General features: G+C 40.9%; 8 protein-coding genes and 1 tRNA gene. 4 read left to right on the plus strand and 5 right to left on the minus strand.

Annotated elements, in window-relative coordinates:
• Positions 1-129 precede the first annotated feature (129 nt).
• The 5 genes from Q1W14_RS02825 to Q1W14_RS02845 all read right to left on the minus strand — a co-directional run bounded on the left by Q1W14_RS02825 (position 130) and on the right by Q1W14_RS02845 (position 7,235).
• Positions 130-211, minus strand: a tRNA-Leu gene (locus Q1W14_RS02825).
• A 75-nt stretch (positions 212-286) separates the two neighbouring features.
• Positions 287-1,297 carry a S41 family peptidase gene (locus Q1W14_RS02830; protein WP_300699096.1) on the minus strand — a complete coding sequence of 337 codons (1,011 nt, stop codon included), beginning with the start codon at positions 1,295-1,297 and terminating at the stop codon, positions 287-289.
• Positions 1,298-1,328: 31 nt separating this feature from the next.
• Positions 1,329-2,222, minus strand: coding sequence for a DUF3316 domain-containing protein (locus tag Q1W14_RS02835; RefSeq protein ID WP_300699098.1), 894 nt, complete (start codon positions 2,220-2,222; stop codon positions 1,329-1,331).
• Positions 2,223-2,244: 22 nt separating this feature from the next.
• Entirely contained in the window at positions 2,245-4,923 is a 2,679-nt protein-coding gene (locus tag Q1W14_RS02840) for a DNA gyrase/topoisomerase IV subunit A (RefSeq protein WP_300699100.1), read from the minus strand.
• A 125-nt stretch (positions 4,924-5,048) separates the two neighbouring features.
• Positions 5,049-7,235 carry a cation:proton antiporter gene (locus Q1W14_RS02845; protein ID WP_300699101.1) on the minus strand — a complete coding sequence of 729 codons (2,187 nt, stop codon included), beginning with the start codon at positions 7,233-7,235 and terminating at the stop codon, positions 5,049-5,051.
• Positions 7,236-7,681: 446 nt separating this feature from the next.
• On the opposite strand from Q1W14_RS02845, the gene Q1W14_RS02850 reads away from it, so the two are divergent.
• From Q1W14_RS02850 to Q1W14_RS02865, 4 genes are all read left to right on the plus strand, one after another.
• A complete protein-coding gene (locus tag Q1W14_RS02850; protein ID WP_300699103.1) occupies positions 7,682-8,629 on the plus strand; it encodes a site-specific integrase in 948 nt (315 codons plus the stop codon).
• A 458-nt stretch (positions 8,630-9,087) separates the two neighbouring features.
• Positions 9,088-11,955, plus strand: a complete 2,868-nt coding sequence (locus Q1W14_RS02855) for a hypothetical protein (RefSeq protein WP_300699105.1) — start codon at positions 9,088-9,090, stop codon at positions 11,953-11,955.
• A 179-nt stretch (positions 11,956-12,134) separates the two neighbouring features.
• Positions 12,135-13,259, plus strand: a complete 1,125-nt coding sequence (locus Q1W14_RS02860) for an OmpA family protein (protein ID WP_300699107.1) — start codon at positions 12,135-12,137, stop codon at positions 13,257-13,259.
• A 94-nt stretch (positions 13,260-13,353) separates the two neighbouring features.
• Positions 13,354-14,895, plus strand: coding sequence for a glycine--tRNA ligase (locus Q1W14_RS02865; protein ID WP_300699109.1), 1,542 nt, complete (start codon positions 13,354-13,356; stop codon positions 14,893-14,895).

Consider the following 14,895-nt stretch of genomic DNA (forward strand, 5'->3'; position numbering starts at 1 on the left):
CTTTATTAAAAAACAAATATACGCTATATTTTATAATTACGCTTTAATTATTTCATAAAAAAACCTCTGAGATGTTATTCTCAGAGGTTTTTAAATTGCTTGTAGTTGTTTGTCTTAGAGTATATAAAGTGCGGGTGATAGGACTCGAACCTACACGCCTCTCGGCACCAGATCCTAAGTCTGGCGCGGCTGCCAATTACGCCACACCCGCGTGGCTTTTCTCTAAAGCGAGGGCAAAGATAGAAAGATTTTTCATTCTGACAAACAGTTTGGCGGATAAAGTCGATTATGGAGTAACTTTCAGTAGTTTTCTTGCCTCCTCAATGATGGTATCCAGGTTTTTTGCTTCATCTTCTTTAGTCATATCTACCTTTATTTTGGGGTCAATGCCGAATTCAATCTGCTGTTTTGCTGCATCCAGGTGTGGACTGGCAGAAAAACGTACACCCCATCCATTAGGTAATTCTGAAGAGAAGGGAAGTCCGGAACCTCCACCTGTTTTGTCACCGATTTGGGTTACATTAGGGAAGTAGCGCATCGAATTTACAAAATCATTGGTGGCACTGTAAGAATGACGATTGGTAAGGAGGGCAACTTTCTTTTGCCAACGGATACTGTTGGATGGTTCCAGATAGATCGGGGCAGGTTCGGAGAAATCATTGTGCCCTTTACCCGTTTTGTGCTGAATATATCCTGTTAATACCTTCTCGTTGGTGAAACGGGCGGAAAAACGGGTAGCATAAGTCAGATTGCCTCCTCCATTGTTTCGTACATCAATGATTATTCCGTTGCAAACTGCTAGATAGGAGAGTATTTCATCCAGGTTTCCGTCGCCAATGGGACTGGAAAAATCGCCATAATATACATAGCCTATATTATCATTCAGAATGGTGTATTTGGCGCCTCCGGCAATACGATAATCACGTCCGAGATATTTCTCGATGATGCTTTCGTTGAAGTTACGCGGATAATCCAAATACCAGTCCCAGTAGCGTGCCATGTTAGACGAATTATACAGGTTGACGTGACCGTCCTTCAACTCGGCAAGCATATCCCCCAATACTTCGAACAGACCGTCGTTACTCATGTTTGAAGTGATTTTTGGCTGGTATTTGTTGTAGATGGCATTCCAATCTATCTGTTTATAATCAAGAAAACAATATTTTTCATCAATAATCTGCCACAATGCTTCAAAATTACCTTGAGGGGTATTGTTGAATTCCTCTTCGCGAATACATCCGCTAAGAAGAGGAAGCAGGAAGAGTAAAAAACAGAAGCGGTATATTTTGATTCTCATATTCATTATTAATTATGTGGAACGAAGGTTCTTACTTACTATACTTCCTGTTAGGAAATAAATATAGCTCTTTTACAAATCCCACCATGAACACATGCGAATACGTATGTGTCTTTATGTTGTTGACATTGGACTGCTGTGCATCCCATATATAGCCAAATCGCATTCGGGCACGTCCTACTGGGAAGTCGGCAGTCAGCATTTGTCTCATGGAGGGCTGGTTGTACAAGGAGGTGAATTTTATGACTCCATCCCAATGACCTAATGTGAAAATCTCGTAGTAAGACTGTCCGTAGTTTGGCGAGAACATAACGCCCATTAAAGGAAGGTTGATTTGATACCTTAAAGTAAGAAGGCTGTTCTTGATGCGCAGATTCCAGATAGCCATACCCGATGCGGCAAGATTAATGAAGGCGCGAGCCGAGGCAGGGTTGTTCCCATTGCGAAGATTATATACGAAACCACCGTTAAAGTCTCCTACACCTCCGGCAAGCAGTTTGAAGTTACTTGTGATAGGGAAGTTGTAATGTAACCCATAATTCCAATTTGCCAGCCCTGAGAAGGTATTGTTATTGTCTACCTTGTTGTGAGTATATCCCAAGTCTGCCTGAAAGAAAGTCTGCAAAGACACATTCCCTTTCATCCATTTAGTCATGCGCATGCTTTCGCGGGAAATGCGAAAGTCAATGCCTCTGTATTCCTGCGGAGAAAGATAGGTATCGAATACATTTGTAAAACCTGCTCCGTACATGGTAGCACGGGTGATTATACGATTGTGCTCTAAACCGGGAGAAGTGGCTTGTATACCTTGAAAAACAGAATCGGCATACTGCTTTGGCAAAACAGTACCTTCCTGAGCTTTCACTCCGATGCTGCCTGATAGCAGGATGAGGAATATTCCTATTTTATATAGTTTCTGAATCATTTATTCACTGATCATTTATTACTTAGAATAGTTGCATTTGCCCTGTTATTTCATCTACTATATCTCCTTCGCTTTTACCATGATCGGGGTCTAGTATCTCAGGCTCTTCGTCATTCTGCTCTTTCGGTTGTGATGTTTCGGGTTGACGGATTGGTTCCAGTTCGTTGATTGTTTCAATGGTAAAGGTGGTCACACGTTTACCTTTAGCTTTGAATCCCTTAACGGCAATGAACTCATCGGCATCTACAATCAGTGGTTCACGGAAATTATCATGTCCGCCGAAGATAACCTCAAGGCGTGGATAGTATTCGTCCGTAAGTAAGATCAAACTGCTATTCTTGTTTTCACCGATATAATTCTGCTTACGTGGAGAAGCTTCGAAACAAAAACGTTTGATATATGGATAATTCTGTTGGTCGGCATCATAAAGTACGGCTGTCCATATTTTATTCGGATCATATTTCTCCAATACGCGGATGCTGTCATCATAGTGATTGTTCAGATCAAAGTTGGTGATATAGAAATCACCGCTATTCTGAACAACGAGGATACTGTCTTCACTTTGGAACTCACCGAGGTATTCTCCGCGTCCATCATAGTTGAGGCGCAACACGTCACGGTCAAACCAAACCTTACGTCCGCCTAGTGTGGAGCCTCCACGTTGTTTCAGGGCTATCTTATGTACAGGTAGCTTGGTCAGGATATTTCCCATGGCTTGTCTTCCTTTGATACCGATGGCGCTGAAGTCTTCTTCAAAGATAATGCGTCGTACCCGTGGATTCGGTTTCAAAGTAACTTTAATCACTTCTGCTTCCCCGTTAGGATTAGCCGTGAAGTACATGATACGTGATTCCGGTGTACCTTGTGTTACATCATATTCCCGGTCGCGTACGATGGAAGTTACAGCAAAACGCTTGATGTAGTGCGTACCTTCTTTGCCATCACGGTAAACCACATTGTAAATGGTGCGCTTGTCGTTCTTCTTGAATACACTGGCATAGAGTATATTCTTTCCGACAAATTTCTTTTCTGCAACCGGAGTGATGATATATTTACCATCGCGGAAGAAGAGTATGACATCGTCGATAGGAGAACAGTTTCCTAAAAACTCATCTTTCTTTAGTCCTGTACCAATGAAACCTTCTTCGCGGTTGATATATAGCTTCTCGTTAGCTTCGATAACTTTGGTTGCTTCGATGGTGTCGAAGTTGCGGAGCTCAGTACGTCGTGGGAAACCTTTGCCATACTTTTCTTTCAGCATTCGATACCAGTCTACGGTATATTCTACGATGTTTGCCAGATGGCGGTCTATTTCCTCGATGTCCCCCTTCATACGGGCAATTAATTCTTCTGCCTTTTCGGAGTTGAACTTGAGGATACGTGCCATCTTGATTTCCATCAGCTTGAGTATATCATCTTTGGTTACCTCACGGATGAAAGTCGGATAATAAGGAGTCAGTCGCGAGTCAATATGCTCACAGGCAGCATCCATACTTTTGGCTTGCTCGAATTCTTTGTCTTTATAGATGCGTTCTTCAATGAAAATCTTCTCTAATGAGGAGAAATGCAGGCTCTCTAATATTTCCCCCTTACGTATTTCCAGTTCCAGGCGAAGCAATGCCAAAGTGTTGTCAACAGATTTACGTAATATATTGCTGACGGTGAGGAAGTGAGGCTTTTGGTCGTCGATGACGCAGCAGTTGGGTGAAATACTTACTTCGCAGTCGGTGAAAGCATAGAGCGCATCGATGGTTTTATCCGATGAAGCGCCCGGTGCCAGGTGCACGAGGATTTCTACGCTACCAGAGGTTAGGTCTTCTACCTTGCGTATTTTGATTTTTCCTTTTTCACTCGCTTTTACAATGGAGTCGCATACGGTAGCTACAGTCTTGCCAAAAGGTATTTCTTTGATGGCAAGTGTTTTGTTGTCAACCTTTTCTATTTTAGAGCGTACTCGTACCGCACCGCCACGTTCACCATCATTGTATTTGGAAACGTCGATGGAGCCGCCGGTCTGGAAATCGGGATATAATTTGAATTCTTCGTGATGCAGATATTGAATAGATGCTTCACACAATTCGTTGAAGTTGTGTGGTAATATCTTTGATGATAAACCTACGGCAATACCTTCTACACCTTGCGCTAGCAATAGTGGGAACTTAACCGGGAGTGTGACCGGTTCTTTGTTTCTTCCGTCGTAAGAAAGTTTCCATTCGGTAGTTTTAGGATTGAATACCACGTCGAGGGCAAACTTGGAGAGGCGTGCTTCGATATAACGCGGTGCGGCAGCACTATCACCGGTCAGGATGTTACCCCAGTTACCTTGGCAATCCACAAGCAGATCTTTTTGTCCCAACTGCACAAGGGCGTCTCCAATAGAAGCATCACCGTGCGGGTGGAATTGCATGGTATGTCCTACGATATTAGCAACTTTGTTGTAGCGCCCGTCCTCCAAACGCCTCATGGAGTGTAGAATGCGACGTTGTACAGGCTTCAAACCGTCCATGATGTGAGGCACGGCACGTTCCAGAATTACGTACGAAGCATAGTCCAAAAACCAGTTTTGGTACATTCCGCTTAGCTGATGCTTCACGTTGACATCTTTTGTGTCCGCAGGTTTGTAATCTGAATGTTCTTCGCTCCCTTGTGCAGGGAGTTCTTTATCCAAATCGTCTATTGGTGCTTCAAAATCTTCGCTCATATTTGTCAGGGAATTGTCTATTCTATGGTATTACTGAATTTTCAGTTGCACGCAAAAATACGAAATTTATCGGGAAAAGATGCAAAGAAGAAAGAGAAAGCATTCTATAATCTTTATTTTATCCGTTATTGTTTAATTTCTCTGCGAATCACAAGTAGTGATGGGAGGTTCTCCATAATGGCTTCATCATTAACTAATTTCGAGTAAGTGGCGTAACTCATAATTGACAAACCGTTCTTGTCCTCATTTTTTAGTTCCTCCTGATCGACGTAGTCAATAAGGACTAACTGCTGAGAATACTGCTCTAGTAGTTTATTTACTTCCTGGAGTTTCTCATTATCATCTTTGAATAAGTATAGTTTTAGTTGCTGCCCGTTTCTGAGCATTTTTTCGATAAAAGGGAATAGAAACATATCCGTACTTCCTAAAACGAAATTGGTAGTAGACCCCTCTTGGAAACCACGATTCAGAAAAACTGCAACCGGGCATTTTACTTGTTCTATCACTTCGTCTACTTTATCACGTAATAACGACAGCCAAAGAATAGTACCCGGAGAACCGAATTTGTCGGGTTGAATATGGCTTCGCGCACCCAAAAGCAACATATCCGGTTGCTCTTTCTTCACAAATTGAATCATACCTTGTACGAGCTTATCCGTAACACGGTAGTAGTTTTCAACAGAAATGCCAAGTTCTGAAGCACGTTGGTTCAACGGTGTAAAACTTTCTTTTGCATATTGAGCGGCATTCAGTGGATTTAAATCAGTTCCAATGGTATAGTGTGCGGCAATAAGTTGTTCTTTCTTCAGCTCTTTCCCAAATAATTGATTATAAATAGATAGTAGATTACGACCTGCATCGGGGCGTCCAAAACAAAGTATCAGTTTTCGTTTAGGAGATAATTTCTGTTCCCTCCGAGTGAAGTAGCGCTCAACCAGATGGAGCAGGGGAGTTGTCATGAATGTAGTTACTAATGCCATAATGACCAGGATCACAAAGATGGAAGGCGGTAATACTCCCATTTCGTAACCGATGTTTAAAGCTACAAGTTCCATCAAACCACGAGTATTCATCAAGGTTCCTATTGTCCAGCTATCTTTCCATGACTCACCTACAAGGCGTGAAGCTATAGTACAGCCTCCTAGTTTTCCTGCAATAGCGACAGCTATCAACAATGCGCATACGCCCCATAACTCCGGACTATTTATCAATCCTATTTGTGTGCGAAGCCCTGTAAATGCAAAGAATAATGGAAGAAAAAAGACCAATGAGATATCTTCCACTTTTTCCATCATTACCTTGCGGAAACCTATGTTGGAAGGCATCACTACTCCTGCCATAAATGCTCCGAAAAGGGCATGTATGCCTATCACCTCAGTGATACAGGAAGATATGATTAATATCAGCAGGATAAAGGCTACAAATGTTTTATTAATAGCTTCGCGATTGGCGTATACTTCCCCTACTTTCTTCAAGAATGGGCGGACTAGTAAGAACATGACGACAATATAAGCTATAGCCAGTCCTACGGAATAAAGAGCACTAGCAAAAGTACCGGCTTTAGATATGGCAATAACAATGGCAAGTAAACACCAGGCTGTTACGTCATCATTGGCTGCGGAGGCAATAGTCAGAGTGCCGAGTTGAGTTTTCGTCATATTGCGTTCCTGTATGATACGCGCAAGTACGGGAAATGCGGTTATGCTCATAGAAATACCGATAAACAAGGCAAAAGGCAGGAATGGTGTATGAGACGAGGCGTATTTCTCGTAAATCCAATACGAGGATAAAATACCAAGGAAGAACGGAACCAATATACCCGCATGACTAATGACCAACGTTTCGTTAATCTTGTTTTTTAAAACTCTGAAGTCGAGTTCCATACCAATGACGAACATGAAAAGTATCAAACCCACTTGGCTAAGAAGCTCAAGATTGGTTAATGAACTGGCAGGGAACAGGAAATGAAAAGCATCCGGAAAGAAAAAACCGAGTACGGAAGGTCCCAAGACGATACCGGCGACAATTTCGCCAATAACACTGGGCTGGCCGATATAACTGAATAGAAATCCAAATAAGCGGACCATCAGCAGCACCGCGATAATCTGGAAAAGTAAAATTGTTAATGGATGGTGAATATTAGCAGTCAGGAATTGGCGGAACATTTCGAAAGGGGAATCTTGTACCATGCCTAATGTACCTGCCGCATAATGTGAAAAACGATCGCCTTCATCAATGGCAAAATAAATCAAAGCTCCGAAGAGGAGCAACATAATTACGTAAATGATGTAGTTCTTCTGGGACCTTTTCATGTTTTTTGTATATATATTGTAGAGATGTCCGATGCCTATTTCATTTAAAACAAATAAAGGGATAATATGGTTTAAGGAAAATGAAATTTATTGTGATTAGGATAGGGATATCTTAATTTATTAGAGAAATAAAATCCTCAAAATATATCATCTTTGCCCAACTTATAGAAAAGGGAAATATTGTTGACAAAAAATGCTTTCATTTCTTTCCGTTACTTTGCAGGTAACGGAAGAAATTTCCGTGCAAACATAAGCGTTTTTCTATAAATGAGCAAATAAAGCTGAAGTTTTTTTATAATAAATCGAAAAAACACTGCTAAAAGCCACATTTTTGTTAATGGACTTTTTATACTCTTTATTATTAATGAATTTATACGTATGTTGAATTCATAGAACATAAACGCTTACACCTATTTACTAATTAAAAATGTATTAACTGTATTGAAATGAAAGAGATTGCTTTACAAGAGATGCTGTCAACTATTATTGGAGAGCTTCGTGAAAATGGGCAATGGGGAACAGCCCATATTTATCAAACCACTTTGAATGTATTTTCTGCATTCAATAACCATCGTGAATTATCTTGCCGTAAATTGAATCCTGCGATTCTAAAACAATTCGAAGTTTATTTGCGGCAACGGGATTGTAGTTGGAATACTGTTTCCACTTATATGAAAACGCTTCGTTCTTGTTATAATCGCGCGGTGGACTTGAGGTATACGCATTACATTCCCAGGTTGTTCGAACATGTGTACACTGGTACGCGTGCTGATAAAAAGAGGGCATTAGAGGCTTCGGATATGAGCGGATTGATCCGGGGAACTAAAATGGACTTGTCAAGGAAAGTATCACCTTCGAATATGCAAAAGACTAAAATGTTGTTTGTACTTATGTTCTTATTACGTGGACTTCCTTTTGTTGATTTGGCTTATTTGCGTAAAAAGGACCTGCAGGGCAATGTTTTAGTTTATCGTCGCCGCAAAACAGGACGTATATTAACTGTGGTACTATCTCCTGAGGCTATGCAATTAGTGCATATTATGGCCGATACAAATAAAAATTCTCCTTATTTATTTCCTATATTGCATAGCAGAGAAGGTTCTGAGGCTGCTTATCGCGAATATCAATCGGCGTTACGTAGCTTTAATTACCGGCTGACTGCTTTAAAAGAGAAAACAGGCATGAAGGTAAGCCTCAGTACATATACTGCAAGGCATACGTGGGCCACTATGGCGTACTATTGTGAAATTCATCCTGGCATTATATCGGAAGCAATGGGGCACTCGTCTATCAGTGTTACGGAAACTTATTTGAAACCTTTCCATAACAAGAAAATAGACGAAGCAAATCAAATGGTAATATCTTTTGTGAAAGACGCAGAAAACACAAAATAAAAGACGGCATACTTTAGACTGGACTTGTCATCTATTTTTCTTTCTTCAAACAAAACGCTTTGAGGAGAGGGCTTATATTGACCTTTTGGTAGATATTTCTTAAAAAATAGTAATCTGTAAATAAGTACATTATACATTTCCATTAAAATCCCTTTCAACATACTGTCTGAATTTTCCTTTGTATGCATGTTATCATTTTATCTTTTAATCATAATCTCCACCTCTTACTATAAGCTAAGTTATTCATATTTACACACATACTGCTTCCCGGCATGAAATGAGGTTCGTGTTTGCATGGTTTGCTTTTATCTTTTTCCGTTACCTGCAAAGTAACGGAAAGAACGTAAATCAATGCAAATAGAAATTGGCATGTCAACGTGTAAGAACTATGAATAGTTGCAAGACATCTTGAGACAGAGTGTTTAATAATATATTATTAATGTAATTTAAAAACAATTATGAGAAAAAGATTTGTTAAAGTGGTGCTTTTTGGAGCATTGGCACTCGCTACCACGACGTCTTTCATCAGCTGCAAAGACTATGATGATGACATCAAGCGTATCGATAACGAAATCGGCCAAATCAACAAAAGCCTCGATGAACTTAAAACCTCTATTGGCAACAATGGGATTAAAAGTGTAACCTATGATGCAGCTACTGGAAAGCTGACTATCGTTGATGCTAACGATAAGAGTTCTTCTTGTACGATTGCACAAAATTTGCCGGAATATACTATAGAAGTAGTTGGTGGTAAGGTTGTACTGAAAAAGGGTGGACAGGAAGTTTCTTCTGCAGACCTTCCCGCAGCAACTGCCGGATTCGATCCTGCAAAATTGACTGTAAATGCTGGAGGCGAAGTATTGTATGATGGTGCTAAGACAGGTGTTAAGGTTCCTACCAGCAGCATTGCCGTAATAGAGAAAGACGGCGCAGTTGTAGGCTATACCTTTACTATTAACGGTGTAGAATATCCTTTCTATGTAGCTGATGCTTTGCCTTTGACAAGCTTGGTATTTAAACCGGCTGCTTATCTGAGCGGTGTTGAAGCTATGAAGGCTGCTAACTTGACTTACACTAAGTGGGCTAAGAACGCATATACATTGAGTGCTGTTGGTGAAACTTGGCAAGCACCCGTTGCTGCTGCTAAAGCTAGCAATATTACTCCTGATATGGTTGCTTACTATCATGTAAGTCCGATTGGCGTTACTATGAAACAAATCTCTAAGTTAGTATTAACTGCTGATGATAAAGACTTCATTGGTACCCGTGCTGCTTTTGCTATCGGTGATGTAGATCTGAGCAAATGTTCTATCGAAGATGGTTTGTTGAGAGTTGTATTCAATGGTAACAGCGAATCTATCCAGAAAATAGATGCTTCTAAGATTACTGTGATGAACTTGAAAGCTACCGTTAATGTAAATGGTGGAAGCAAGACAATCCAGTCTGACTATGCTGCTATCTACAAAACAGTGATGAAAGACTTTGTTTTGGCTAATGCTAAATCAATCGCTACTCCTGATAAGGCACACTTGTATGGTGCAGACAACCAACGCAATTTGATTGGTAAAGCTGAAGATGCAATCAAGGCTGATCCGATGTGTGAAGTTGCTTATGACAATACTAAGGGTATTGACTTGAAGGATTATGTTGAAACTCATTATAAAGAGTTTGCCGACAAAGAAAAGACTCAAGGTGAACAAATTGGTACTGAAAAAACACTTACCAACGCTCAGTTAGCTGACTACGGTTTGAAGCTGGTTTACACTTTATCTGATTACTATCAGGGTGAAGAAAACAAGACTAACCAAAGTTCATTCGCAAAATTGAACGGTAGTGTATTGGTGGCAAGCATCGAAGGTGTAACTGAAGCTCCTATCGCTGCTGTAGGCCGTATGCCTTTGGTTCGCGTAGAATTACAAAGAATTTCTGACGGTGAAGTTGTTAATGTTGGTTGGATCAAGGTTAAGATCACAAGAGGTGATGTTGCCGGTCTGAACTGGACTAAAGATTGTGGTAACTTCAACTTGAGCTGCAACGATCAGAAGTACACTGTACAGTATATGGAAATGAACATTAATATCTATCAGAAGCTTGGTTTGACTAAGGCTGACTTCCACGCAATCTATGAATTGGATGTAGATGTAAATGGAAATGCTAAACTGAAAGCAACTGATGATGGTGTTGTATCTCCGTTGACTGATGCTGATGCAGATCGTGAAACTATCTGTCTGAAGTGGACTTTGACTCCGTTTGATGCATTGAACGCAATCAATAAGAAAGAAGGCAAAGTAACTGCTACAGCTACTTACAAACCGAAGAATGATGATTCTCGTGGCAATGTAACTATCACATTCACTGCTGTTGTTAATTCTCCTTCTGCAAGCTTCGATGCTGGTAGCAAGATCGCTGAATACTGGTATAACACCATGAGCGGTATCAGAATCAACACTGTAGTTCCTGGTACATTGACTAATGACTGTGCATTCATCTCTGATATGGATAACGTATTCGTAGGCAACAAACCTTCATTCAAGTTGAACAATGCTGCAAGCGAAGACTTCCAGATCAAGAATGTAACTTACAAGTATATCTTTGCTAGCAAGAACGAAAAAGTTGAAGCTTTGGGTAACGACGGTGTAACTTATGTATTGCATGTTGCAAGTGAAACTTTATTGCAGGCTGCTCCGAAGGGTAGTGTTGCTTATAAAGATGTAGCTAAGATTAACCAGGCTACTGGTGAAATTGCATACCAGGATAATGCTGTTGCAAAAGCAATCTTGAATACTTACTCTCATAGCGAAACTCCGTTCAGCGCTAAGGTTGATGTTATCTTGACTAACAAGTGTGACATGAACTTGCCGATGACTGATGGTGAATTCGATGCAGCATTCTTGCGTCCTGTTAACGTATTCCCGAACACTGGCAAATACTTCGTTGATGGTAAAGATGCCGGTTCTTCAGTGAAGATGCTTGACTTGGTTTACTTGACTGACTGGAGAGATTACAAGTTCGAAAAGACTGCTGATTACGATGGAACTACTTACTATAATTACTATGGTGTACAATCTATCGCAATTGACAAGGCTAACATAACTTGTGACTTGAATAAGGGTGACCTCGAAACTCAGAAGTTAGCGAAAGTAACTGATCAGATCGTTATCGATCAAACAGGTGCTACAGCTCATCCTTACGGTACAATTACTTACACAAACAACACTAATAACGTTCAGGCATTCAAGGTTAAGATTCCTGTAATCGTTACTTATAAGTGGGGTACTGTGAAGACTGCAGTTTATATGGAAATCAAGAAAACTGAAGGAAACTAATTCTGGATCTCAAATAACCAGTAATATAAGAAACTCGTCTGTGAAGATAGGTCTCACTTTCACAATCGTGAAAAGTAAAACATGTTATGATGGAGGATGTCCCAAGCGGGGGCATCCTCTTTTTTCATGATCTTGCTTTTTCAGATTGCAATATTCATTACTTAGAAAAATAATTGATTATGAAATTAAAAAGAAATCTTTTGCTTTTTGCTTTAAGCCTGAGTACTCTGGCTGCTTTAGGGCAAACTGCTTCTTCAAAACAGATTAACGGGGATGAAGAAACTGTTTTTACTCCGCATTGGTATATGCAAGTTCAAGCGGGCGCCGCACAGACAGTGGGTGAAACCGGACTTGAAAAACTTATCTCTCCAGCGGCAGCTCTTTCAGCCGGATACAAGTTCACTTCCCTGTGGGGAATACGTGCGGGTATCAGTGGATGGCAAGCAAAAGGCACGTGGGCAGTTCTTCCGGATGCTTATAAGTTCAACTTTCTGCAAGGGAATGTAGATGCAACACTCGATTTGAGTAATCTGTTTTGCCGTTATAACTGCAAGCGCTTTTTTAATGCTTATATGTTCTTGGGTGCGGGCATTAACGGAGCGTTCAATAACGATGATGCCATTGCATTAGATAATGCCGGTTACAGCGGGGAGTATTTATGGAAGGGTAAAAAAGTATTTTTTGCCGGCAGAGGCGGATTGGGTGCAAACATGCGCTTAAGTAACTGTGTATCTTTCAACATCGAAGTAAATGCGAACGTCCTCTCTGATAAATTCAACTCTAAGAAAGCGGATAATCCGGATTGGCAATTCAATGCATTGGCGGGATTAACTTTCAAGTTTGGAAAAACCACAAAAAGAACCAATGTTGTGCGTTATGAAACGGCTCCGTTGCCCGTAGAAGTGGTAAGAGAGGTTAAAGAAGAGGTAATTGTACCGGTCGAAGAGAAGAAAATAGAAGTAAAAGAAGAGATAAAACCGTGGACCGAGCATGTCTTTTTCAAAATAAATTCAGCTGTAATACGTCCCTCCGAAGAGAATAAGCTATTGAACCTGATAGCTTTCCTAAAGAAAACTCCGGAGATGAAAGTTACTGTATGCGGATATGCGGATAAGGCTACCGGTACGCCTGCTATTAATATGCGCTTGTCTAAAGAACGTGCGCAAGCTGTGGTAAAGGTATTGAAGAATAGCGGCATTGCATCCGATAGAATTATACTCGATTTTAAGGGCGATACAGTTCAACCATTCTCAGTGATCGAAGAGAACCGCGTAGCTATCTGTGTCACCGATAAGATAAATTAATACCTTCATCGGTCCCATTTATGATATAAATCCCTATCTTTGTGGCGCTTTTTAGCTAAAAATAAGATTCAAATTAATTTAGATACAACAGAAAATGGCACAAGAAGACGTTTTTAAGAAACTCGTATCGCATTGCAAGGAATATGGTTTTGTATTCCCTAGTAGTGATATTTACGACGGACTGGGAGCCGTATATGACTACGGTCAGATGGGTGTGGAATTGAAAAATAACATCAAGCAATACTGGTGGCAAAGTATGGTGCTGCTGCACGAAAACATTGTCGGCATCGATTCAGCTATCTTTATGCACCCCACTATCTGGAAAGCCAGCGGACACGTAGATGCTTTCAATGACCCTTTGATTGATAATAAAGACTCTAAGAAACGTTATCGTGCCGATGTATTGGTAGAAGATCAGCTTGCTAAGTATGATGACAAGATAAATAAGGAAGTTGCTAAAGCCGCTAAGAAGTTTGGTGATGCTTTTGACGAAGCTCAGTTCCGCAATACAAACGGACGTGTGTTGGAACACCAGGCTAAACGCGATGCTTTGCACGAACGTTTTGCCAAGGCTTTGAACGACAACAACCTTGACGAACTTCGTCAAATTATTGTTGATGAAGAAATCGTTTGTCCTATCAGTGGTACAAAGAACTGGACGGAAGTACGTCAGTTTAACCTGATGTTTTCTACAGAAATGGGTTCTACCAGCGATGGTGCTATGAAGATTTATCTTCGTCCGGAGACTGCACAGGGTATCTTTGTAAACTACCTGAATGTACAGAAGACCGGTCGTATGAAGATACCTTTCGGTATTGCACAGATTGGTAAAGCATTCCGTAATGAAATCGTGGCACGCCAATTCATCTTCCGTATGCGTGAGTTCGAACAGATGGAGATGCAGTTCTTCGTAAAACCGGGAACTGAACTCGACTGGTTTGCTAAGTGGAAAGAAACTCGTCTGAAATGGCATAAAGCTCTTGGTTTTGGTGATGACCATTACCGTTTCCATGATCATGATAAATTGGCTCATTATGCCAATGCTGCTACAGATATTGAATTCTTGATGCCGTTTGGTTTCAAAGAAGTGGAGGGTGTTCATAGCCGTACGAACTTTGACTTGTCTCAACACGAGAAGTTCTCCGGAAAGAACATCAAGTATTTCGACCCTGAAACCAACGAAAGCTATGTGCCGTACGTTATTGAGACCTCTATCGGTGTAGACCGTATGTTCCTCAGTATCATGTCTGCTTCTTATTGCGAAGAGCAATTAGAAAGCGGTGAATCTCGCGTAGTATTGAGATTGCCTGCTGCACTGGCACCGGTGAAACTGGCTGTTATGCCATTGATTAAGAAAGATGGTCTGCCTGAGAAAGCGCGCGAGATCATCGACGACTTGAAGTTCCACTTCCATTGCCAATACGATGAGAAAGACTCTATTGGTAAGCGTTACCGTCGTCAGGATGCCATTGGTACTCCGTTCTGTGTAACGGTAGACCACCAGACTCTGGAAGATAACTGCGTGACTTTGCGTAACCGTGACACGATGGAGCAAGAACGCGTAGCTATTTCTGAACTGAACAATATCATTGCAGACCGTGTAAGCATCACATCGTTGCTGAAAACGTTGCAATAA

The sequence above is a fragment of the Bacteroides sp. genome, from assembly GCF_030151085.1.
Lineage (GTDB): Bacteria > Bacteroidota > Bacteroidia > Bacteroidales > Bacteroidaceae > Bacteroides.

Coding starts and splice junctions, on each gene's coding strand:
- Q1W14_RS02860 (WP_300699107.1), top strand. CDS start 12,135: ATGAAATTAAAAAGAAATCTTTTGCTTTTTGCTTTAAGCCTGAGTACT.
- Q1W14_RS02845 (WP_300699101.1), bottom strand. CDS start 7,235: ATGAAAAGGTCCCAGAAGAACTACATCATTTACGTAATTATGTTGCTC.
- Q1W14_RS02850 (WP_300699103.1), top strand. CDS start 7,682: ATGAAAGAGATTGCTTTACAAGAGATGCTGTCAACTATTATTGGAGAG.
- Q1W14_RS02855 (WP_300699105.1), top strand. CDS start 9,088: ATGAGAAAAAGATTTGTTAAAGTGGTGCTTTTTGGAGCATTGGCACTC.
- Q1W14_RS02865 (WP_300699109.1), top strand. CDS start 13,354: ATGGCACAAGAAGACGTTTTTAAGAAACTCGTATCGCATTGCAAGGAA.
- Q1W14_RS02835 (WP_300699098.1), bottom strand. CDS start 2,222: ATGATTCAGAAACTATATAAAATAGGAATATTCCTCATCCTGCTATCA.
- Q1W14_RS02840 (WP_300699100.1), bottom strand. CDS start 4,923: ATGAGCGAAGATTTTGAAGCACCAATAGACGATTTGGATAAAGAACTC.
- Q1W14_RS02830 (WP_300699096.1), bottom strand. CDS start 1,297: ATGAGAATCAAAATATACCGCTTCTGTTTTTTACTCTTCCTGCTTCCT.